Source organism: Rhizobium sp. BK316 (assembly GCF_014193695.1).
Classification (GTDB): Bacteria; Pseudomonadota; Alphaproteobacteria; order Rhizobiales; family Rhizobiaceae; genus Rhizobium.
This window is the reverse complement of the sequence record NZ_JACHZR010000002.1, coordinates 18,508-41,084: the sequence shown is the minus strand read 5'-3', so window position 1 is coordinate 41,084 and position 22,577 is coordinate 18,508. Positions and strand designations below refer to the sequence as shown.

21 protein-coding genes and 1 tRNA gene are annotated in these 22,577 nt (G+C 60.3%); 8 read left to right on the top strand and 14 right to left on the bottom strand.

What is annotated here, in order from left to right; all coding sequences use genetic code 11:
- Positions 1-15: 15 nt before the first annotated feature.
- Positions 16-531 (bottom strand): 3-hydroxyacyl-[acyl-carrier-protein] dehydratase FabA, encoded by a 516-nt coding sequence (gene fabA, locus FHT87_RS08710; RefSeq protein WP_007814145.1) that lies wholly within the window; start codon positions 529-531, stop codon positions 16-18.
- A gap of 303 nt (positions 532-834) precedes the next feature.
- Between fabA and irrA the strand changes: the two genes are divergently transcribed.
- On the top strand, positions 835-1,254 hold the full coding sequence (gene irrA, locus FHT87_RS08705; RefSeq protein WP_183727435.1) for an iron response transcriptional regulator IrrA: 420 nt from the start codon (positions 835-837) through the stop codon (positions 1,252-1,254).
- A gap of 2 nt (positions 1,255-1,256) precedes the next feature.
- On the opposite strand, the gene FHT87_RS08700 is transcribed toward irrA, so the two are convergent.
- Complete coding sequence (locus FHT87_RS08700) at positions 1,257-1,892, bottom strand: trimeric intracellular cation channel family protein (protein WP_183727433.1); 636 nt, start codon at positions 1,890-1,892, stop codon at positions 1,257-1,259.
- A gap of 73 nt (positions 1,893-1,965) precedes the next feature.
- On the opposite strand from FHT87_RS08700, the gene FHT87_RS08695 reads away from it, so the two are divergent.
- Positions 1,966-2,475 carry a hypothetical protein gene (locus tag FHT87_RS08695; protein ID WP_183727431.1) on the top strand — a complete coding sequence of 170 codons (510 nt, stop codon included), beginning with the start codon at positions 1,966-1,968 and terminating at the stop codon, positions 2,473-2,475.
- 147 nt (positions 2,476-2,622) lie between these two features.
- On the opposite strand, the gene FHT87_RS08690 is transcribed toward FHT87_RS08695, so the two are convergent.
- The 3 genes from FHT87_RS08690 to FHT87_RS08680 all read right to left on the bottom strand — a co-directional run bounded on the left by FHT87_RS08690 (position 2,623) and on the right by FHT87_RS08680 (position 4,102).
- Positions 2,623-3,345: a YoaK family protein gene (locus tag FHT87_RS08690; RefSeq protein ID WP_183727429.1), complete on the bottom strand. Its 723-nt coding sequence runs from the start codon at positions 3,343-3,345 to the stop codon at positions 2,623-2,625.
- A 151-nt stretch (positions 3,346-3,496) separates the two neighbouring features.
- Positions 3,497-3,572 (bottom strand) — tRNA-Ala (locus FHT87_RS08685).
- Positions 3,573-3,721: 149 nt separating this feature from the next.
- Positions 3,722-4,102, bottom strand: coding sequence for a TIGR02300 family protein (locus FHT87_RS08680; protein WP_183727427.1), 381 nt, complete (start codon positions 4,100-4,102; stop codon positions 3,722-3,724).
- A gap of 275 nt (positions 4,103-4,377) precedes the next feature.
- Here FHT87_RS08680 and aroA point away from each other — a divergent pair, with 275 nt between their 5' ends.
- The 4 genes from aroA (at position 4,378) to rpsA (ending at position 8,903) form a co-directional block, all read left to right on the top strand.
- Complete coding sequence (gene aroA, locus FHT87_RS08675; RefSeq protein ID WP_183801150.1) at positions 4,378-5,730, top strand: 3-phosphoshikimate 1-carboxyvinyltransferase; 1,353 nt, start codon at positions 4,378-4,380, stop codon at positions 5,728-5,730.
- A 1-nt stretch (position 5,731) separates the two neighbouring features.
- On the top strand, positions 5,732-6,373 hold the full coding sequence (locus tag FHT87_RS08670) for an FMN-binding negative transcriptional regulator (protein WP_183727423.1): 642 nt from the start codon (positions 5,732-5,734) through the stop codon (positions 6,371-6,373).
- 4 nt (positions 6,374-6,377) lie between these two features.
- Positions 6,378-7,022, top strand: coding sequence for a (d)CMP kinase (gene cmk / locus FHT87_RS08665; protein ID WP_183727421.1), 645 nt, complete (start codon positions 6,378-6,380; stop codon positions 7,020-7,022).
- 177 nt (positions 7,023-7,199) lie between these two features.
- Positions 7,200-8,903 (top strand): 30S ribosomal protein S1, encoded by a 1,704-nt coding sequence (rpsA, locus tag FHT87_RS08660; RefSeq protein ID WP_183727419.1) that lies wholly within the window; start codon positions 7,200-7,202, stop codon positions 8,901-8,903.
- A 375-nt stretch (positions 8,904-9,278) separates the two neighbouring features.
- Here the strand turns inward: rpsA and FHT87_RS08655 are convergent, their stop codons facing one another.
- From FHT87_RS08655 to FHT87_RS08645, 3 genes are all read right to left on the bottom strand, one after another.
- On the bottom strand, positions 9,279-10,802 hold the full coding sequence (locus tag FHT87_RS08655) for a hypothetical protein (RefSeq protein ID WP_183801147.1): 1,524 nt from the start codon (positions 10,800-10,802) through the stop codon (positions 9,279-9,281).
- A gap of 226 nt (positions 10,803-11,028) precedes the next feature.
- Complete coding sequence (locus FHT87_RS08650; RefSeq protein WP_183727415.1) at positions 11,029-11,655, bottom strand: ribonuclease D; 627 nt, start codon at positions 11,653-11,655, stop codon at positions 11,029-11,031.
- Between the two features lie 104 nt (positions 11,656-11,759).
- Entirely contained in the window at positions 11,760-11,969 is a 210-nt protein-coding gene (locus FHT87_RS08645; RefSeq protein WP_112542868.1) for a SlyX family protein, read from the bottom strand.
- Between the two features lie 169 nt (positions 11,970-12,138).
- Between FHT87_RS08645 and uxaC the strand changes: the two genes are divergently transcribed.
- Positions 12,139-13,554 carry a glucuronate isomerase gene (uxaC, locus tag FHT87_RS08640; RefSeq protein ID WP_183727413.1) on the top strand — a complete coding sequence of 472 codons (1,416 nt, stop codon included), beginning with the start codon at positions 12,139-12,141 and terminating at the stop codon, positions 13,552-13,554.
- Entirely contained in the window at positions 13,551-15,008 is a 1,458-nt protein-coding gene (locus FHT87_RS08635) for a mannitol dehydrogenase family protein (RefSeq protein ID WP_183727411.1), read from the top strand. Before uxaC ends, FHT87_RS08635 begins: the two co-directional genes overlap by 4 nt.
- Positions 15,009-15,135: 127 nt before the next feature.
- Here the strand turns inward: FHT87_RS08635 and FHT87_RS08630 are convergent, their stop codons facing one another.
- The 6 genes from FHT87_RS08630 to FHT87_RS08605 form a co-directional block, all read right to left on the bottom strand.
- Positions 15,136-17,586: an FAD-dependent oxidoreductase gene (locus FHT87_RS08630; RefSeq protein WP_183727409.1), complete on the bottom strand. Its 2,451-nt coding sequence runs from the start codon at positions 17,584-17,586 to the stop codon at positions 15,136-15,138.
- On the bottom strand, positions 17,587-18,462 hold the full coding sequence (locus tag FHT87_RS08625; protein ID WP_183727407.1) for a choline kinase family protein: 876 nt from the start codon (positions 18,460-18,462) through the stop codon (positions 17,587-17,589).
- 70 nt (positions 18,463-18,532) lie between these two features.
- Entirely contained in the window at positions 18,533-19,609 is a 1,077-nt protein-coding gene (gene ugpC / locus FHT87_RS08620; protein ID WP_183727405.1) for a sn-glycerol-3-phosphate ABC transporter ATP-binding protein UgpC, read from the bottom strand.
- A 16-nt stretch (positions 19,610-19,625) separates the two neighbouring features.
- On the bottom strand, positions 19,626-20,699 hold the full coding sequence (locus FHT87_RS08615; RefSeq protein ID WP_183801143.1) for a Gfo/Idh/MocA family oxidoreductase: 1,074 nt from the start codon (positions 20,697-20,699) through the stop codon (positions 19,626-19,628).
- 36 nt (positions 20,700-20,735) lie between these two features.
- Entirely contained in the window at positions 20,736-21,614 is an 879-nt protein-coding gene (locus FHT87_RS08610; protein ID WP_183802630.1) for a carbohydrate ABC transporter permease, read from the bottom strand.
- Position 21,615: 1 nt separating this feature from the next.
- Positions 21,616-22,575 carry a sugar ABC transporter permease gene (locus FHT87_RS08605; protein ID WP_183727402.1) on the bottom strand — a complete coding sequence of 320 codons (960 nt, stop codon included), beginning with the start codon at positions 22,573-22,575 and terminating at the stop codon, positions 21,616-21,618.
- Between the last annotated feature and the right edge of the window lie 2 nt (positions 22,576-22,577).

Genomic DNA, 22,577 nt, shown 5'->3' with positions numbered 1-22,577 from the left:
CTCGAAATGTGGTTTTCAGGCCGTCTTGTCTTTCGAGAGACCGACGCGAAGATCGGTCGCCTGATAAATGGTTTCGCCATCCGCCTTCAGCCAGCCATCGGCAGTGCCGAGCACCAGACGGCCACGCATGACGCGCTTGAAGTCGATACCGTATTCAATCAGCTTCGTGTGCGGGCGGACCATGCCCTTGAACTTTACTTCGCCGGTCGAGAGCGCCATGCCGCGGCCCTGTTCACCGAGCCAACCCAGGTAGAAGCCGGTCAACTGCCACATGCCGTCAAGGCCGAGGCAGCCCGGCATGATCGGATTGCCTTCGAAATGGCAGGGGAAATACCAGTCGTCAGGGCGAACATCGTATTCGGCCCGCAGATAGCCCTTGTCGAAGGCGCCGCCCGTTTCAGAGATATCCGTGATCCGATGAACCATCAGCATGGGCGGCAAAGGCAGCTGCGCATTGCCAGGCCCGAACAACTCACCATGTGCGCAGGCGATAAGTTCTTCGTACGAGTAGCTGGACTGTCTGGTCGTCATAAATCTCTGTTTCCCCCCGCGTTCTTGGCGATGGATGTGTGTCTTTAGTCCAAGTTCACCAGAAAATGAAGCGCAAGCATGGCGGCTTCATTTCTTGGTTCCGGACCGGGCCTGAGCCAGTATTTGGTGGTCGCATACAGGAAGGCCAAGGCCGCGACCAGACCTAATTGCGTGAAAAGCCTGTTTTTGCGGCCTTTCGAAGGCTCTTGTCCCCATTGAACTATTGAAAGGCTTTTGCGCAAAAGTTATATCGCTTTGAACAAACATGATTGCTTTTCGCCAGAATAACCGGAGTTGGTGTCAATGACGGGTGAAGCCCCGATCGCCATTGAGGTAAGGCTGCGCAGCGCAGGCCTGCGTCCCACCCGCCAGCGCGTTGCGCTTGGCGATCTCCTGTTCGCCAAGGGAGACCGGCATTTGACCGTCGAGGAACTGCACGAGGAGGCTGTTGCTGCCGGCGTACCGGTTTCGCTGGCGACGGTTTACAATACGCTGCACCAGTTCACCGAAGCCGGCATGATCCGTGTCCTCGCCGTCGAGAGCGCCAAGACCTATTTCGACACCAATGTCTCCGACCACCATCACTTTTTCGTCGAAGGCGAAAACGAGGTGCTCGATATTCCGATCAGCAATCTGACCATCGACAATCTGCCGCCGCCGCCCGAAGGCATGGAAATTGCTCATGTCGACGTGGTGATCCGCCTGCGGCAGAAGCAGATCTGATATCACATTACATCATCGGGATGCCGGCCGGGTCGGTGCTTGTAGGTCGGGAATGTCCAGCCGAACCACAGGGCTCCGCCACGCACTGCAAAGGCCGCCAAGACACCGCAGGCCGACGCGATATATATCTCAGCGCCTAGCGCATTGACGCTGGTAAAGACACCGGATCCCACCAGAGCCGCCGTCACGTAGATTTCCGGGCGCAGCAGCACGGATGGTTCGTTTGCCAGGAGATCGCGCAGGATGCCGCCGAAAGTCGCCGTCAGGGCGCCGGTGACAATGGCGATCGTCGGCGAGCCGGTGGCGGCCAGCCCTTTGGCGGCGCCGAGCACACAATAGGCGGCAAGGCCGACCGCATCGAGCCAGATCAGCAGGCGATAGCGCGATTCCAGGAGATGGGCGGTAAAGAAGACGACGACACCGGCAATGCAGCAGATGACGATATAGAACGGGTTCAACACCCAGAAGACCGGCACGCGGCCGAGAATGATATCGCGCACCGTGCCGCCGCCCGTCCCCGTTACGATCGCGAAAAACAGGAAGCCTATCAGGTCGAGCTGCTTGCGCGAGGCGGCCAGCGCGCCGGTTGCGGCAAAGAGGGCAATGCCGGCGTAATCGAGATAGACGAGCAATGACATCGAAGCCTCCAAACCGGCGAACGAGGCACACTGAATCATCGCGGCAAGGGCGGCGCAAGGCGGCGCATAGAGAATGGAAGGCCAGAGAGCCTTTATCCAAAAGAGGAAAGCCGTGAAGCTGCTGCTCGTACTCCTGAACGTCGTTTTGCTACTGGTCATGCCGGTTGCGGCCTTCGCCCAGCAATCGCTGATCTCCGATCCAGAGATCTACGAGAAGAAGCATTTCCAGGAACAATGCACGGAAGCATCCTTCGGTGACGGCTTCCTCATCCGCCAGGATATCAACAATGACGGGCTGATGGACGCGGTCGTCAACGAGGGCGAACTTACCTGCGACGGCCAGAAGGGTCCGCAGTGCAATGAAGACGGCTGCACCTATAATTTCTATCTGCAGGTGGCCGAAGGCGGCTACTTCATGATCGCGACCGCACAGATCTTCGGCTACGACTTCGTGCAGCGCTTCGGCAATATGGTACTCGCCATGAAAATGAGCCCGCGCTTCTGCGACCGCACCGGCGGTGACCCCTGTGTCGTCACCACCCGCGTGCGCGGCACGAAATTCGTCACCATCTCCAAGAAATAGGTTTCAGTTCGGAAAGAGTGCCGAGGTGCGGCCGGCAAGGTACGGCCAAAGATCCAGACGAGCTTCGAAAATACGAACAGATTCAACTCCTCACCAGATAGCGTCTGGCCTTCCTACCCGATTCGAAAACGACCGCAATGATGGCCGTTACCTAGTGTGCACAGGATGTGGTTGGGGAGCTGCAATCTTTTGATTGAACCGCCGCTGCAGCGGACGGGGAATAAACAGGGCGACAATCGCCAGCGCCATCGCGAAGATGGAGACCAGCCACAGCGCCTGCGCGCCCACAAGACGGGTCATGAGGGCACCGCTGATGGCGCCGAGCACCATGCCGCCCCACGGCACGATCTGGATCGTCCAGTCGAGGCGTCGGTCGCCGATGATCCAGCGGCCTATGCCGCGGCCGAAGCGCGACAGTGCGCCGGTCACATAGGTCAGGCCGATCGGCAGTCCTTCTATATGCTCGACCGCCGCATTCACCATGCCCATTGTGAGAACGATCATATAGAAACGTGTCATCAACAGATCCTGCGGCGTCATCATCGAGGCCAGCGCCAGCATGAGGCTGACGCAGCAGAGCACGACGAAGATGCGCCGTTCGGCCCGGTGGGCGACGACGATGCCGGCGGCATTGCCAAGCACGAAGACGATGATGGCAGACAGCAGCACGGCGGCGTGCCTGACATCGCCACTGCTCAGCGCAAGAGCCGCCCGCGTCGTATTGCCGGTCATGAAGGATACGAAGTCGCCGGTCAGAAGCAGGCCGGTCGCATCCGTCATTCCTGCAAGGAAGGAAATCGAGCCAACCAGCGCAAGTCCGGTCGCGGTCCTACGGGTTCTGATGATGCGGCGGCGTCTTGCTCGTGTCATAGGTTCGGGTCCGGGAAATGTCGAATCGGTTGACTTCGACGGCCAATATAAAAACCCGCTTTCAGCCGCTGGCAAAGCGGCAACTGAGCAATCACCGAAAAATGTCAGTTATATTGACCTGACGTGTTTATTGAACCGCATTTGGAGGGTTTGGTGGAGCTAAGCGGGATCGAACCGCTGACCTCTTGCATGCCATGCAAGCGCTCTCCCAGCTGAGCTATAGCCCCATCAGGGTGGTCCGGCCTGCGCCGGTCCTGGGATGGTCCGGAGGGCGTTCCCTCTGGAGTGGCGGCTTATTACTTGCGGTTTTCGCAGATGGCAAGCCCAAAAGATCCGGCCCGGAAAATTTTTGTCATCCGGGCCGGTATTCGTTCGATCAGACGTCTTCTTCGTCGCCGGTGACGCCGATGATGTCGCTCATGTCGTCATCTTCGTCATCTTCGTCGGCTTCGAGGAAGGTATCGTCGTCATCGCCTTCGATTTCGACATCGTCGTCACCCATATCGGGGATATCGTCGCCGGAAGCGCCGTCTTCGGCATCTTCGAGCGAAACCAGTTCGACTTCGGTGTTTTCGGTATCGACTTCGGCAACCTCGTCCTCATCCTGAACTTCAGCGATTGCCGAGGTTTCTTCGAAGAAGGACAGGGGGTAGGATTTACCGGTGTAAGGGGAGACGATCGGGTCCCGGTTCAAGTCGTAGAACTTCTTGCCGGTTTCCGGATCGGTGCGCTTGGTTCCAAGTTCCGCTTTCGCCACTATAAGCCTCGTGAGAATGGCCGAATGCGAGATTCGGCAAATGCCGTCAAACCGGCGTTCTATTCGGAATTTATAAGCCGGTCCCCTTAATCGCTACGGCTTCCCGTGTCAAAGCTAAACTTCATGGGGCACTTCAGGCTTTTGCCCGGCATTCCGGATGACCGCTCGGCAAGTTTGTGCTAACCAGCCGCGATTGCCGCAAAGCCCGCCGGAAAAATATGCCGGTTCCGAGGTGTGAGCGGCCCGAAAATATTGCCTTTGCAAGGGATTAACCCATGTCGCAGGGTTCCGCATCGAAGCCGGCCATCGCCCGCAGATCCTCCGGGCTTTCCGGAACCGTTCGCATTCCCGGCGACAAATCGATCTCGCATCGCGCACTCATGCTCGGCGGGCTGGCATCGGGGGAAACGCGCATTGCCGGGCTCCTCGAAGGCGAGGATGTACTAAATACCGGGAAGGCGATGCAGGCCATGGGTGCCGTGATCCGCAAGGAAGGCGGCGTTTGGATCATCAACGGAACAGGCAACGGCGCATTGCTTGCGCCGGAGGTTCCGCTCGATTTCGGCAATTCCGGCACCGGCGCACGCCTGATCATGGGCCTTGCCGGCGTCTATGATTTCGACACCGTCCTTACCGGCGACGCCTCGCTCTCCCGGCGGCCGATGGGCCGCGTGCTCGATCCGTTGCGCCGCATGGGCGTGCAGGTGAAGACCGTGGAGGGCGACCGCCTGCCGGTCATGCTGCGCGGGCCGGAAACGCCAGCTCCGATCCGCTACACCCTGCCCGTCGCCTCGGCGCAGGTGAAATCGGCGGTGCTGCTGGCAGGCCTCAATATACCGGGTGTGACGACGGTTATCGAGCCGGCCATCACGCGTGACCATACGGAAAAGATGCTGGCAGGCTTCGGCGCGGAACTGTCGGTCGAGGCCGACAAGGGCGGCACGCGGACGGTCCGGCTGCAAGGCCGCGGCAGGCTGACCGGCCAGATCATCGACGTGCCCGGCGACCCCTCCTCCGCTGCTTTCCCGCTCGTGGCGGCTTTGCTGGTGCCGGGCTCGGACATCATCATTCCCAATGTGCTGATGAACCCGACGAGAACCGGGCTGGTCCTGACGCTGCGGGAGATGGGCGCCGATATCGAGATCCTCAACCCGCGCCTTGCAGGCGGCGAGGATGTGGCGGATCTGCGCGTGCGCCACTCCGAACTGACGGGCGTCAGCGTGCCGGCAGAACGTGTACCATCGATGATCGATGAATATCCGGTTCTTGCCGTCGCCGCCGCCTTCGCCAAGGGCCGGACTGTCATGAGCGGCCTGCAGGAGCTGCGGGTCAAGGAGTCAGACCGGCTCTCGACCGTCGCTGACGGGCTGAAGCTCAACGGCGTCGAATGCGAGGAAGGCAAGGACTGGCTTTCCGTTACCGGCCGGCCGGACGGAAAGGGGCTCGGCAATGCCGCAGTCAAGTGGGTCGCGACGCATCTCGACCATCGTATCGCCATGAGCTTCCTTGTCATGGGGCTGGCTTCGGAGCATCCTGTCGGCATCGATGACAGCAGCATGATTGCAACCAGCTTTCCGCAGTTCATGGATCTGATGAAAAGTCTCGGGGCAGGGATCGAGCAGGCCTGACATGTACCAGCCGCCACATTTCCGCGAAGACGATCTCAATGTGCAGCATGCGCTGATGCGCGCGCACCCGCTTGGCCTGCTGATTACGGCAGGCGCCTCCGGATTGATCGCTAACTCCGTGCCGTTCCATCTCGATGCCGGCGCATCGGAAAAAGGCACGCTCCGACTGCATCTGGCGCGGGCGAACGGGCAGTGGCGCGATATCGCCGCTGGTGCGCCGGTGCTTGCCGTCTTCCAAGGCGCTAATTCCTATGTCACGCCTTCCTGGTACAAGACCAAGGCCGAGACCGGCAAAGAGGTGCCGACCTGGAATTATGCGATCGTGCAGGCGCGCGGGCCGGCCCGGGTAATCGAGGATGCCGGCTGGCTGCTTTCGCAGATCAACGCAATCACTGGCGAACATGAGGGCCTGCGTGAGAAACCCTGGTCGATCGGTGACGCGCCAGAGGGCTTCATCCGTGCGCAGCTCAAGGGCATCATCGGCGTGGAAATCGAGATCGCCGAGATCGAGGGCAAATGGAAGGTGAGCCAGAACCGGCCGGTCGCCGACCGTGAGGGTGTTGCCAAGGGCCTCACCGAGATGGCAGAGCAGGCCGAAATGCAGGAACTGGTACGCCGCTACGGCGGCCTCGGCACGGAATGACTTCATGAGCGGCAGCTTCATCATCGCCATCGACGGCCCAGCCGCGGCAGGCAAAGGCACCCTTTCGCGAGGGATCGCCGAACAATACGGGTTCCACCACCTCGATACCGGCCTCACCTATCGGGCGGCCGCCAAGGCGCTCATCGATGCCGGCCTGCCGCTCGACGACGAGACGATCGCTGAAAAGATGGCGCGCGAGGTTGAACTGGCCGGGCTCGATCGCGATATATTGTCGAGACATGAGATCGGAGAAGCCGCCTCGAAGATTGCCGTGATGCCGGCAGTTCGCCGGGCGCTGGTCGAGGCGCAGCGGCGGTTTTCCGAGAAAGCGCCGGGGGCGGTTCTCGACGGGCGCGATATCGGTACCGTCGTTTGCCCCGACGCACCAGTGAAACTCTATGTGACGGCATCGCCGGAAGTCCGTGCGAAGCGCCGTTACGATGAGATCATCGGCAAGGGCGGATCAGCGGATTTCGACGCGATCTTCGAGGACGTGAAACGGCGCGACGATCGTGACATGAACAGGGCGGACAGCCCGATGAAACCGGCAGTCGATGCGCACTTGCTTGACACGTCGGAAATGAGTATAGAGGCCGCGTTTCAAGCTGCCAGGTCGATCATCGACGCTGCCTTGAGCCGAAATGCCTAAAAATAAGCGGCTTTCCGTGCTTCAAGCGCGGGACGCAATGCGAGAAAAGCCTGAAATTCCGTCCAAGCGCCGGATTGCCTTCGTGAAAGAAGGCGGACTGGGTTCAGGCCCGTTCAACACGAACCAACCGGCGCATACGTGAGCCTTGACGCTATCGAAGGCCACGCAGGAGATTTTATGTCAGTAGCTACTCCCTCTCGCGAGGATTTCGCGGCCCTTCTCGAAGAGTCCTTTGCCAAGAACGATCTGGCCGAAGGCTATGTTACCAAGGGTATCGTCACGGGCATCGAAAAGGATGTCGCCGTTGTTGACGTCGGCCTGAAGGTCGAAGGCCGCATCGCGCTCAAGGAATTCGGCGCACGTGCCAAGGACGGTTCGCTGAAGGTCGGCGACGAAGTCGAAGTTTACGTCGAGCGCATCGAAAACGCGCTGGGCGAAGCAGTTCTGTCGCGCGAGAAGGCTCGCCGCGAAGAAAGCTGGATCAAGCTCGAAGCCAAGTTCGAAGCCGGCGAGCGTGTCGAAGGCGTTATCTTCAACCAGGTCAAGGGCGGCTTCACGGTCGACCTCGACGGTGCGATCGCCTTCCTGCCGCGCTCTCAGGTCGATATCCGCCCGATCCGCGACGTCACCCCGCTGATGCACAACCCGCAGCCCTTCGAAATCCTCAAGATGGACAAGCGCCGCGGTAACATCGTGGTTTCGCGCCGTACGGTTCTGGAGGAATCCCGTGCCGAGCAGCGTTCTGAAATCGTTCAGAACCTCGAAGAAGGCCAGGTTGTTGACGGCGTCGTCAAGAACATCACCGATTACGGTGCGTTCGTTGACCTCGGCGGCATCGACGGCCTGCTGCACGTCACCGACATGGCATGGCGCCGTGTGAACCATCCGTCGGAAATCCTGAACATCGGCCAGCAGGTCAAGGTTCAGATCATCCGCATCAACCAGGAAACCCACCGTATCTCGCTCGGCATGAAGCAGCTCGAGTCCGATCCGTGGGATGGCATCCAGGCCAAGTATCCGGAAGGCAAGAAGATTTCCGGTACCGTCACGAACATCACCGACTACGGTGCGTTCGTCGAGCTGGAGCCGGGCATCGAAGGCCTGATCCACATCTCGGAAATGTCCTGGACCAAGAAGAACGTTCACCCCGGCAAGATCCTGTCCACGAGCCAGGAAGTCGAAGTCGTCGTTCTCGAAGTCGATCCGTCCAAGCGCCGTATCTCGCTCGGCCTCAAGCAGACGCTGGAAAACCCGTGGGCAGCATTCGCCCGCAGCCATCCGGCCGGCACTGAAGTCGAAGGCGAAGTCAAGAACAAGACCGAATTCGGCCTGTTCATCGGCCTCGATGGCGATGTCGACGGCATGGTCCACCTCTCCGACCTCGACTGGAACCGTCCGGGCGAACAGGTCATTGAAGAGTACAACAAGGGCGACGTCGTCAAGGCTGTCGTTCTCGACGTCGACGTCGAAAAGGAACGCATCTCGCTCGGCATCAAGCAGCTCGGCAAGGACGCAGTCGGCGAAGCCGCTGCTTCCGGCGACCTGCGCAAGAATGCAGTCGTTTCCTGCGAAGTCATCGCTGTTAACGACGGCGGCGTCGAAGTGAAGCTCGTCAACCACGAAGACATCACTTCGTTCATCCGTCGCGCCGACCTCGCCCGCGACCGCGACGAGCAGCGCCCTGAGCGCTTCTCGGTCGGCCAGGTCTTCGACGCCCGCGTCACCAACTTCTCCAAGAAGGACCGCAAGATCATGCTGTCCATCAAGGCTCTGGAAATCGCGGAAGAGAAGGAAGCCGTTGCTCAGTTCGGTTCGTCCGACTCGGGTGCCTCGCTCGGCGACATCCTCGGCGCGGCTCTCAAGAACCGCGGCGGCGAATAGTCCTTCGCTGGTCCATTAGACCGAAGAACCCGCCGGAGCGATCCGGCGGGTTCTTTCGTTTTGGGAGATTGTTAGAGCCTTTCCTGGTCAGATTGAAGCATTCTGCCGGAGCAGGTTTGTGTCAGGGCAAAGGCTGATGGAGAAGGGCATACCCAAGGTACGTCCGAGCCGATCGCCTTTGATCCTGGCGCAAAGATGCCCGGCCCTAGCTGGTTTGCAAGCAAACCACCGAGGTTGACTGAAACGGGCCGGCTGATCGACCGGCCATCCGACTCCGTTTGAGCCAACAGAATGCTTCAATCTGACCAGGAAAGGCTCTAAAGTTCTTTGTACCCACGCAATTCCGCTATGCGCACCCGCAGAAAGTGCTTCGGATTATTCCCAGCCCACCATGCGCTGATAGAGGGCATAGACCGGATCGGCGAAGGTTGCCGGCGTGGTAGAGGGATCGGGATCGAACATTTTCGGCTGCCGCCGCTCTTCACGCGGGGCATCCCCTTCGCCGGCCTGCTGCTCTTCGTCCTGACCGGATTGCGCCTGCTGCTGTTGCTGCTGATCCTGAGAGCCGCCATTTTCATGTTGGCGATGAGGCGGCTCATTGGCCTTGGTTGCCTTATATTCGTCGCGAGCGAACTGGTACGGCGTCTGGGCATAAGGCAGACCGTCCGGCATACGTGCCGCAAGCGGAACGTATGAGGGTGTCTCGACCACCGGGAGAGGAACCGGCTGCGGCTGAGCGGCAATGTCCCTGGCAGGACGAGCCGTCTGGGCGGCTGTCACGATCTCCGCCTGGGACGGGCGAGAAGCCTGGGTTGCCTGAGCAGATGCAGGCTCGACCACATCTTCCGGGGTGGTGCGAACCAGGCTCTCCGTCGCCTCGCTGATGACGGCCTCGTCCAGCATAGCATCGATTTCGACGGCGGCTTCGACGGGCGTATCCGTCAACAGGACAGTTGCCTCCTGCTCGCGGATGATCGTTGCGATCATTTGCGAAACCTGTTCGGTCATGGAGCTGGCGATGCCGGTCCAGCTGCGCGGGATAACCGGATCGGCCTTGGCGGAGATCGTCTGCTGCTCGAGAGCGGGGCCAGCCTGTTCCGGCTCGACCACTTCCCGCTCTGCCGATGCGACCTGGACTTCTTCTGTCTCTCTCGGCGTGGCTGCCTGCGATGAAGCTTCATGCGCCGCTGTGGCGGGCTGATTGCTGATCTGCTGGTCCTCGACGGTTTGATCGGCCGTCACGACAATAGCAGTTTCGGCCGGAACGATTTCTTCGGCAGCGGGCATCGCTGCACTTTCAACGGGTTTTGCTGCGAACTGACGTGCCGCAGACAGGTTTTCTCCCTGAAACTTGATTTCCGGCCGCAGCTCGGTGCGGGGCAGCGGCGCAGCATCGTTCTGGCGATAAGAGCGGACCACGGCGCGCGCTGCGAGATCCCTGTCTTTGTAATTGACAATCTCGAGATAGGCGATGACACGGGTGGCCTCCGGACCGGTTGGATCCTTGAGGGCAGCGGCGATTATTCTCAGCGGCAGGCTATGTCCGTCATCGGAAAGCTGGCGCTCGACCGCCTCAATCTCGGCGTCGGGCATGCGACGGATGGCATCAGCGACACGGATGGCAAAGGCCTGATCGGATTCGCCTTTGCCTCGCTGCAACGATATGGTGCGGCCCGTGGCATTGATGATGTCGAGAAGTGCTTCAATCATGCGCTGGCGCGCGGCGATGAGCAGGATATTGAGCTTGCCGGCAATCGCGGCGTTGAGGTGGGCAGCTTCAACTGCGTTCACCGGGGTGGGGGCGAGCACCGAACGGCCGAGGCCGCCGGCAACGATTGCCGCCGTCTGACCCTGAGAAGAAAGGCTTGCATTGGACGCTGAACGAATGGGAGACAACACAGGCACGCTCCTTTCGCAAAGTGGCTATGAAAGCAGGTTCTACAAAGAGACCGCGCTCATCCGGCCTCTTGCATCCCAGCAGATCCTCCTGTCCGCATCGGCGCTTTTTGCGCCGTCGAATGCATAAAAATTAATGATAATGTTACTGAAAATCTCTTAACGAATGACTAACGGCCGCAGACGTCCAGTCTACGGCCGTGCAGGCATATCCGATGAAAAGCCAATATCAGCTATGGGCGAAGATATCGGCCTCTTCCCAGCCGAGAAGATCGAGCTTGGCGCGCGTCGGCAGGAATTCGAAGCAGGCCGTCGCATGCTCCAGACGGCCGTCGCGGATCAGGCGTTCGTTGAGCTTGTCACGCAGCGCATGCAGATAGAGCACGTCGGAGGCAGCATATTCGAGCTGCGCCTGCGAGAGCGTTTCGGCGGCCCAGTCGGAGGATTGCTGCGTCTTGGAGATATCGATGTCGAGCATCTCCTTCAGATTATCCTTCAGGCCATGGCGATCCGTGTAGGTACGGATGAGGCGGGAGGCGATCTTCGTGCAGAAAACCGGTGTCGTGGTGACGCCGAATGTATGGAAGAGCACGGCGATATCGAAGCGGCCGTAGTGAAAGATCTTCTGGCGCGACGGATCGGCAAGCAGCGCGGTCAGGTTCGGCGCTTCCTTCTGACCGGCCGCGATGCGGATCACATCGGCCGAGCCGTCGCCCGGCGAAAGCTGTACGACACAGAGGCGGTCCCGGCGCGGCACGAGGCCCAGCGTTTCGGTATCGATCGCGATCGCGCCGGTGTAACGGGCGGCATCCGCCGCGGAAATATCGCCCTGATGATAACGGATGGTGGCCGCCATGGGATGTCTCTCGTTCAGCTTCGTCTTTTCGGGCTATATCGCAAAGGCCGAAAACGCGAAACCGCTTTCCTGCTGCAGACGGCCTTCAGGCGAGGCATAACCGCTCAATAGTGCGGCGGCTTGGTGATCGCCGGCGCTTCCAGCGATTGTTCCTCAAGGCTCAGGAACCGCTCGGTCAATCGATCGAGCTTGGCGCGCGTCTGCTCCATAACCTTCCATTGTTCGGCAAGCTGATCGGAAAGCTCATCGATCGTCTTTGCCTGATGGGCCAGCATTTCTTCCAGCTTCGTGATGCGGGCTGCCTCGTCGGACATCGGTTTTCTCCGGAGAAATCAGGTGGCATTCCAAAGCCCAAATAGGCCGAAGCGTCAATGGTTTCGAGGCCTCACGAAAACGATTCCGAAATGAACCGTTTGGTTACTAAAAACCCTTGCCGCATCCCGTCTTGTGGGGTAGGCCCTTATCCATCAGGGAGGATAACTGATGGATGTAGGCAACGGCTTTCTTCATCCGGACCGGCTCTTTCCCGCCGATCCGGCAACGCGGACAATAGCACGCGATCTCTACGAGACAGTACGTGCCCTTCCGATCGTCAGCCCTCACGGGCATACCGAACCGTCCTGGTTCGCAGACGACAAGGCCTTCGAAGACGCCGCTTCGCTACTCGTCATTCCCGACCACTATCTTTTCCGCATGCTGCACAGCACCGGCACCAAACTCGACGAGCTCGGTGTGCCACGGCTTGACGGCAAGCCGGTGGCGAGCGGCCGGGATATCTGGCGGGCTTTCGCTGCCAAATACCATCTTTTCCGCGGAACGCCGTCGAGCCTTTGGGTCGATCATGCCATGTCGGCCGTGCTCGGCTGCACCGAGCCGCTGACGACTGAGAATGCCGATGCGCTCTACGATCATATCAATGCGCAGCTGAAACTTCCGGAGTTCAGGCCGCGGGCGCTGCACCAGCGCTTCGGCATCGAGACGATCGCCACGACCGAAGGCGCGCTCGATCCGCTGCCGCACCATCAGAAGATGGCGGCCGACGGCTGGATCGGCAAAGTGCGCACCACCTACCGGCCGGACAGCGTCACCGATCCCGACGCCATCGGCTTCCGCGACAATCTCATCAAGTTCGGCGAGATCACTGGCTGCGACATCACCACGTGGGACGGGCTGATCGAGGCGCACCGCAAGCGGCGTGCCTATTTCCGCCAGTTCGGCGCGACGGCGACCGACCATGGCGTGCCGACGGCCTTTACCGCCGATCTGCCGCTTGCCGAAAAGCAGGCTCTGCTCGACAAGGCGCTGAAGGGACCCCTTTCGGCTGTAGATGCAGAGCTTTTCCGCGGCCAGATGATGACGGAAATGGCCGGCCTCTCCGCCGAAGACGGCATGGTGATGCAGATCCATGCCGGCTCGCGCCGCAACACCGACCGCGGGCTTTTCGAAACCCGCGGACCGAATATGGGCGCCGATATTCCGACGCGCACCGACTGGGTCGGCGGCCTCAATGCCCTGCTGTCGAAATACGGCCATGCGCCTGGCCTGCGCATCCTGCTCTTCACGCTCGACGAGACGACCTATGCCCGCGAGCTTGCGCCGATGGCCGGCCATTGGGCCTGCCTGATGATCGGGCCGCCCTGGTGGTTTCACGACAGCCCGCTTGGCATCCGCCGCTATCTCGACCAGATGGTGGAGACAGCCGGTTTCGCCAATCTCGCCGGCTTCAACGACGATACGCGCGCGCTCCTGTCGATCCCCGCCCGCCACGATGTCTGGCGCCGCGAGATTTGCCGCTTCCTGGCCCAGCTTGCGGCCGAGCATCGGATTTCCAAAAAGGAAGCCGAGATCGTGGCGCGCGAACTCTCCTATGACAATGCGAAGAAGGCCTACAAGCTGTGAGCGACAGATTACAGACCATAACCGGCCTTGCGCCGACAGCGAAGCTTCCTGCCTATGACCGGAATGCACTGAAGGCCGGCATCCTGCATCTTGGCCCCGGCGCCTTCTTCCGTGCGCATTTCGCGCCCTTCACGGATGGCGCGCTCGCAGCTGCAGGTGGCGACTGGGGCATTGAGGTGGCAAGCCTGCGCACGCCTGATGTTGCGGACAATCTGAGCGCTCAGAACGGGCTCTATACGGTGCTCATCCGCGACACGTCGGGGACAACGGCACAGGTCATCGGCTCGATCCTTGGGGCGCATGTGGCGCCACGCGATCCGGCCGGCCTGCTGGCACGGCTTGAAGACCCTGATATCCGCATCGTCAGCATGACCGTGACCGAAAAAGCTTACGGTTTCGATCCGGCAACCGGCGGGCTCGACCTCAAGCATCCCGATATCGTCGCCGACCTTGCCAACCGGCATGCGCCGCGCGGTGTCATCGGCTATCTGGTCGAAGGCCTTGCGCGGCGGCGCCAGAAGGGTATTGCACCCTTTACGCCGCTCAGCTGCGATAACCTGCCGAGCAACGGCGCAGTACTGAAGCGTCTCGTACTGGAATTCACCTCTCGCATCGATACCGACCTGCATGACTGGATTGAAGCGAACGTGCCCTTCCCGTCCACGATGGTCGACCGTATCACGCCGGCAAGCACCGATGCGACCTATGCCGATGCCAAGCGGCTGACGGGCCGCACCGATATGGCGGCGATCGAGACGGAGCCTTTTACCCAATGGGTGATCGAAGATCATTTCGCCAATGGGCGGCCGGCCTGGGAAAAGGTGCATGGTGCGCTGATGGTCGAGGAAGTCTCGGCCTATGAAAAGATGAAGCTGCGGATGCTGAATGGTGCGCATTCTCTGCTCGCCTATCTTGGCTATATAGCAGGCTATGAATTTATCCGCGACGTGATGGACGATGCCGGACTTGCCGCGCTGGCCCGCCGGCATATGAATGCGGCGGCGGCAACGCTCGACCCGGTTCCCGGTATCGATCTCGACGCCTATGCGGACGAGTTGATAGCGCGCTTTGCAAACAAGGCGATCGCCCACCGAACCTATCAGATCGCCATGGACGGCACACAGAAACTGCCGCAGCGCCTGCTGGAGCCGGCAACCGAAGCGCTCGCAAAGGGTGGCAAGGCGGAGACCTACGCGATCGCTGTCGCCGCCTGGATGCGTTACGCAATGGGCGTCGACCGCAACGGCGAACGCTACGAATTGCGCGACCCACGGGCGGGAGAGATTGCAGCACTGATCGCGGATGTGCCGCGCAATGGCGGGGCGATTTCAGCAGCGCTGTTCAGGCTTCCGGGGCTGTTTCCAAAGGCGCTGAGCGGGAATATCGCCTGGACTGAGGACGTGGCCAACAAGCTGGAAATCCTTATCCAGGATGACAGGCTGCCGCTGTTTTGATGCCTTCCTCATGATCCCCGTGCTTGTCGCGGGGTTCAGCAGGCCCAAGTCCCTGGGCCTGCAATTCCGGACGTAAAACCGCCGCACAGTTTCGTTGGACTTGATCCGTCCTTCGCTGCCGCGAGGCTCAGGCTTTCACCCGCTTCATCTCGGGATCGTAAAGCGGCTTGAGACTGACCTTGCAGGGCACACGCTCACGGGCAACATCGAGCTCATAGGTGCCGGAGAGAACGAAATCCTCCGTCACGCCGTCTGGGTTACGAACATAGCCATAGCCAATCGGCTTGCCGATGGTGTAGCCGAAGCCGCCGCTGGAGAGCCAGCCGACGCGCTTGCAGTCACGATAGATGGTCTCGCGACCGAGCAGCACAATATCGGGATCGTCAGGTACGAAGCAGGCGAGCATCTTCTTCACACCGCTTTCGAGCTGACGCTCGATCGCCTCGCGGCCCTTGAAGGGCGTGTTCTTTCGCGTCTTCACCGCCCAGCCGAGGCCGGCTTCAACAGGCGTGTGATCAGGGCCGATATCGGAACCCCAGGCGCGATAGCCCTTTTCCAGGCGGCAGCTTTCGATGGCGCGGTAACCGGCATTGATGAGGCCGAACTGGCCGTCCGCCGCCATCAGTGCGTCATAGACGGTCGTTGCGTATTCGATCGGCACGTGCAGCTCATAACCGAGCTCACCGACATAGGTGATGCGTAGCGCCCGGACAGGGCAGCCGGCGATACCGATCGTCTTGACGCGACCAAAGGGGAAAGCGGCATTGGAAACATCGCTGGTCGTGACCTTTTCGAGAATGGCACGAGCATTCGGTCCCATCAGTGAGAGCACAGTGTAAGCCGAGGTGACGTCGACGAGTTCGGCGTGGAGGCCATCGGGAATGCTACGCGAGATCCAGTCGAAATCGTGCGTGGCAAAACCGGTCCCGGTGACGATGTAATATTCGTTTTCGGCGATGCGTGCGCAGGTGACGTCGCATTCGATGCCACCCTTTTCGTTCAGCATCTGCGTGTAGATCAGCGATCCCTCGGGCTTTGCGACGTCATTGGCGGCAATCCATGACAAGGCAGTCTCGGCATCCCTACCCTTCAGCACGAATTTGGCAAAGGAGGTCTGGTCGAAGATGACGGCTGCCTCGCGCACCGCCTTGTGCTCGCGGCCGACGGCATCGAACCAGTTCTGGCGGCCGTAGGTATAGATGTCCCTCGGCTCTTCATTGGAGAAGAGATCGGCAAACCAGTTCGGCCGCTCCCAGCCGAGCTTTTCGCCGAAGCAGGCGCCCTGCGCCTTCAGCCGTTCATAGAGCGGCGACTTGCGGCAAGGGCGGCCGCTCGAGTATTCCTCGAAGGGGAAAGCCAGCGTGTAGTGTTTGCCGTAGGCCTCCAGCGTTCTCGTGCGAACCCAGTCCGTATCGAAATGCGGGCGGCCGAAGCGGCGGATATCGACCGGCCAGAGATCGTAGGGCGGCTCGCCCTTCGTCACCCATTCGGCAAGCGCCATGCCGGCGCCACCGGCAGACGCAATGCCGAAGGCGTTGAAGCCGGCGCCGACGAAGAAATTCTTCAGCTCAGGCGCTTCACCGAGAATGAAGTTGCCATCAGGGGTAAAGCTCTCCGGTCCGTTCAGAAGCTGTTTGATGCCGGCATTCTGTAGCGCCGGGACACGGCCGAGCGCCTGTTCCATGATCTGCTCGAAATGATCGAAATTGCTGTCGAGCAGCGTATAGTGGAAGCCCTCGGGAATGCCGTCCAGAGCCCAGCCGATGGGGTTCGGCTCGTAGCCGCCCATGACCATGCCGCCGACCTCCTCCTTGTAATAAGTGAGGCGATCGGGATCGCGTAGGGTCGGAAGATTGGAGGGCACACCGAAGGATTCAGTGATGATGTACTGATGTTCGACGGAGACGAGCGGCACGTTGACACCAAAGCGGGCAGCGAAGCTGCGGGTCCACTGTCCCGCGCAGACCACCACGCGCTCGCATTCGATACGGCCCTGCGCCGTGACGACGGCGCGAATCCTGCCCTTGTCGATTTCGAGATCGAGAACTTCCGTATCCTCGAAGATCGAGACGCCGGCCATACGGGCGCCTTTTGCCAGCGCTTGAGTGATATCAGAGGGATTGGCTTGGCCATCCGTCGGAAGGAAAGCAGCACCGACGAGATCGTCTGTGGTCATCAGAGGCCAGAGATCGAAGGCTTCCTGCGGGTTGAGCAGATGCATTTCAAGGCCGAAGGATTGAGCGGTGGTCGCCTGACGCTTGACCTCGGTCCAGCGCTCCTCATTGCAGGCAAGGCGCAAACCGCCATTCATCTTCCAGCCGGTGCCGAGACCGGTTTCGGCTTCGAGCTTCTTGTAGAGATCGACGGAATATCCCAGAAGCTGGGTGATGTTGGCGCTGGTGCGCAATTGGCCGACGAGGCCAGCGGCATGGAATGTGGTGCCCGACGTCAATTTCTTGCGCTCCAGGAGCACCGTATCTGTCCAGCCGAATTTCGCCAGATGATAGGCGGTCGAGCAGCCGATGATGCCGCCGCCGATGACCACGACCTTTGCCGTCTTCGGTAATTCCTTCGTCATTCAATGATCCTGTTCAAATGCCCGATAGGCGCGCTCGAAGCGGGCCAGGTTTTCGGCCGTGTAGGCGGCGTAGTTGAAATCGATGGTCGAATGGATCTCGGAAATCATGCTCCATAGGGTCTCGCGCAGCAACGAGGCGCATTTCATGGCCCGGTAGCGGCCGCTGAGATCATCCGTCAGAGGCTGGTCGAAATAGGTCTCCAGCATGAGGCGCTCCGCCTCCTCTGAAAACTCGTTGTTGGAGGCGAGGCCGCCAAGATCGAAGAGCGGCGTATTGAAGCCCGCATAATCCCAGTCGATCAGCCAGAGCCGCTGGCCGTCGTCGAGGAAATTGGCAGCGAGCAGATCGTTGTGGCCGAAGGCGATTTCGAAGGGACCGGCCGCTGCTTCGAGACGCTCGGCTTTCTCCAGGAGATCGTCCAGCAACGGTGTGTGCGGGCTGTTTGCGGCCTTCAGGTTTGCGATGTAGTCGCGGATTACATGGAAAACCCAGAAGATCATCGCCTGACCGCGGAAATGACGGGCCATATCGTGATGGCAGCGGCGGATCAGCGGAATGAGACGGACAAGCGTTTCCGGCTTTCTGACATCGCCAGGCGAAAGCGGCGCGGCGTCGATAAAATCCAGAACCAGCACGCCCGGTACGTGATGGATCACGGCAGGCGAAATCCCGGCGGCGTGGGCAGCGCGGCTTGCCGCGAGCTCATTCTGCCTGTTGATGTGATGAACCGGAATATCATCACCGAGGCGAACGACCCGCCTAAGCGCGCCATCCTTCACGAGATAATTGCGGTTGGTAATGCCGCCGGTGATCGGGGCTATGTCGATCGGGCCTTGCCAGATGCCAAGCGCATGAATCCTCTCTTCAGGCGTCACGCGTATCCCCCTCGTAGCCCTCAGGGAAATGATGGGCTTGAGAGGGATCGGCTGTCAAGTTGCGGCCTATTTAGATTGTCTTGCCAGCGGCATCAAAAACATGACAGCGGGCCGGATCGAAGGAGGCTTTCACGTTGGTGCCGCGCTCGACCTTCTGCTGACCATCAAGTGCGATGGTCAGCGTCTGGTTATCCGGCGTCGTGGTGTAAAGCATCGTGGCGCCGCCGAGGTTCTCGACGAGATCGACATTGACGGTCGAAAGCCCAGTGCCGCCTTCCGCCAGAGAGAGATGTTCGGGACGAATACCGAAAGTAACGTCCTGGCCCGCCTGACCAGCAAGCCGGCGGCCGAGCTGAACGGAATTGCCGCAGACATTGAGCGTCGAGCCGGTGTCGGTGACGCTCTCGATCTTGGCATTGAGGAAGTTCATCTTCGGGCTGCCGATAAAGCCGGCGACGAAGCGGTTGGCGGGATTGTTGTAGAGATCGAGCGGAGCACCGACCTGCTCGATGCGGCCCGAATTCAGCACGACGATCTTGTCGGCCATAGTCATGGCCTCCACCTGGTCGTGGGTCACGTAGATCATCGTGTTGCCGAGGCTGCGATGCAGGCGGGAAATCTCGACACGCATCTGCACGCGCAGTTCGGCATCGAGGTTGGACAGCGGCTCGTCGAAGAGGAAGATGCGCGGCTCGCGCACGATGGCGCGGCCGATCGCGACGCGCTGGCGCTGACCACCCGATAGTGCCTTCGGCTTGCGCTCGAGCAGCTTCTCGATCTGCAGGATCTGCGCGGCGCGACGCACTTTCGGTTCGATTTCCGCCCGTTTATAACCTGCGGTTTCGAGACCGAAGGCGAGGTTCTTGTAGACCGACATATGTGGATAGAGCGCGTAGGACTGGAAGACCATGGCGATGCCGCGCTTGGCCGGCGTCACCTCGTTCATGCGCTCATTGTCGAGCAGCAGCGCGCCGCCGGAGATTTCCTCAAGGCCGGCAATCATGCGCAGCAGCGTGGATTTACCGCAGCCAGACGGGCCGACGAAGACGGCGAATTCACCGGGATCGATCGTTAGGTCGATGCCGTGGATGACGTCGAGTTGGCCATAGCGCTTCTCGACCTTCTGAAGAACGACACTCGTTGCCATGTTCCGAAATCCCCTCTTATTTGGTTTTTGCACGCCAGTCGGCGTATTTCGGGCTGTCAGGACCGATCGGCAGAGCGACATCGGCGCCGCTATCGGAGGATTGATAGATGGCGGTCACCAGTTCCAGCGCGCGCCGTGCATCTGCGCTCGTCACCGGAAGCGATCCTTTGCCCATCAGATGATCGTGGAAGCGCAGCATCTGGGTGTTGAAGCGCAGCGGCACGGGCTGCCAGTCGGCGATAACGGTATCGATCTTCGCCTGGACTTCATCATCGGCTGCGATGATCTGCCAGGGATCCTGGCCGGGCGCATAGGCCTCATGATTGCTTTCGAAGGTGATGTTTTCGAAATGAAGCCTCAGCCGGCTGATTTCGTTCTGCGAACCGAGCGTGCAGGACAGCGAGACGAAGGCGCCGTTCTGCATCTGCAGGCTGACGGAGGCGCAGTCTTCGACCTCGATCTCGTTGACGCGGGTCGCCACGCGGCCGAAAACGCGGACGGCAGGACCGGCGAGATAAAAGAGCATGTCATGCAGATGGAGCGCGTGAGTGACGAGCACGCCGCCGAGTTCGGTTGCCCATTTGCCGCGCCAGGGAACGGCATAATATTCCGGCTTGCGGCGCCAGAAGGTTTCGACCGAACCCATGTAGAACCTACCGGCAAGACCGGCATCGATGATGCGCTTGGCCTTTTCGACGCCGTCGCCATACCGATACTGGAAGATCGGCATCAACGTGCCCTTGGCGGTCTCTTCGGCCGCGATGATTTCGTCCGCACCGGCAAGCGAGCCGGTCAGCGGCTTCTCGCAGACCACATGCTTGCCCGCAGCAAGTGCTGCGATCACCTGTTCCTTATGGATGCCGGGCGGCGTGCAGATATCGATGATGTCGATGCTGTCATCGGCAAGCAGCTCATCGAAGGAGGTCGTGCGCCGTTCGATGCCGAATTCGTCGCCGATCGTCTTCAGGCGCTCCTCGTTCAGGTCGCAAATCGCTGTGACCTTGAATTTGTCCGGATGCGGCAGATAACCCTCGACGATGTGGGAGCGGCCGATACCGCAGCCGATGATCGCGACTGTCTTGATGCTCATGTCATTCTTTCCTGTCTGGCTTTCCTGCCCGATCCATCAACGCTTCATGCCGGTCGTGGCGATGCCCTCGATCAGCAGGCGCTGGAAGAACAGGAAGAAGAAGAACACGGGCACGAGCGTGAGCGTCGACATGGCGAACAATCCGCCCCAGTCCGATGCGCTGGTGGAGTCCACGAAAGTGCGCAGGCCGAGCTGGATCGTGTAGGTGTTCATGTCGTTGAGGTAGATCAGCGGACCGAAGAAATCGTCCCAGGTCCAGATGAAGGAGAAGATCGCCGCTGTCGCCAGAACCGGCAGCGACAGCGGCAGCATGATCTTCCAATAGATGCGCCAGGCGCTGCAGCCGTCCATCATTGCGGCTTCATCGAGTTCGCGCGGTATGCCGCGGAAGAACTGCACCATCAAGAAGATGAAGAAGGCGTCGCTTGCCAGGAACTTCGGCACAACCAGCGGCAGGATGGTGTTGACCCAGCCGAGATCGAGGAAGAGCACATATTGCGGGATCAGCGTCACGTGATAGGGGATCATCAGCGTGCCGAGCATGATCGCGAACCAGAAGTTCCGGCCGGCAAAACGCAGCCGCGCGAAGGCAAAGGCGGTCAGCGAACAGGCGATGACATTGCCGGCCACGACAAGCAGCGAGATGACGAGCGAATTCCAGAAGAAACGGCCGAAGGTAATGTCGAGGCCGGTCCAGCCGCGCACATAGGACGAAAAATCGACCGACGACGGGATGAGCGAGGTCGAAGAGAAGATCTCGTTTTCCGGCCTGACCGAAGCGGACACCATCCACAAGAGCGGATAGAGCATCAGGAGCGAGGCGGCAATCAGCAGCGCGTGGATGATGATCGAAGCCGGCAGGCTGCGTTTGGTGATGTCCGATGGCGGCCGTGCCGCGGTGACGGAAGCGGTCATCTCAGTCATCGTAGTGCACCCAGTAGCGCGAGGTCAGGAAGGAGAAGGCCGTGAAGATCGCGATGATCACCACGAGGATCCAGGCGAGCGCCGAGGCATAGCCCATGCGGAAATTGCCGAAGGCTTCCTGATAGAGATAGAGCGTGTAGAAGAGCGTCGAGTTGATCGGGCCGCCCGTGCCGCCGGAGATGATGAAGGCCGGCGTAAAGGCCTTGAAGGCGTCGATCGTCTGAACGACGGCGTTGAAGAAAATCACCGGCGTCAGCAGCGGCAGGGTGATCTTGTAGAACTGGCGGAATTTCGACGCACCGTCGAGGCTTGCAGCCTCATACATATCCTGCGGGATCTGACGCAGGCCCGCCAGGAAAATGATCATCGGCGAACCGAACTGCCAGACGGAGAGCGCGACCAGCGTATAGATCGAATAGCTCGGATGCGAAATCCAGCTCGGGCCGACAATGCCGAAATGCGAGAGTGCGGCGTTGACGAGGCCATCGCTGGCGAAAAGCTGGCGCCACAGCACGGCGATCGCCACGCTGCCGCCGAGAAGCGACGGAAGGTAGAAGATCGCGCGGTAGATCGGCAGGCCGCGCAGGCCGCGGTTCAAGGCAAGTGCGACGAGCAGCGCGAAGGTTAGCTTGAAGGGAACCGATAGCACGACATAGGTCAGCGTGACGGACATGGCTGAAGCAAATTTCGGATCGGCTGTGGCGATGCGCACGTAATTTGCCGCTCCTACCCAACCCGGCGCCCTCAGCATGTCGAAGTCGGTGAAGGACAGGTAGAGCGAAATCAGGGCCGGGCCGAGTGTCAGGCCGAAGAAGCCTACCAGCCAGGGAAGCAGAAAGAGATAGCCGGGAGCATTGGCATTCCACAGGCGCCGGAAGCGTCCGTCAGCCCGTACTCCCTGATATCTTTCTACGGTTACCGTCCCTGCGGACGTGCGCATCGCATTTGTCATAT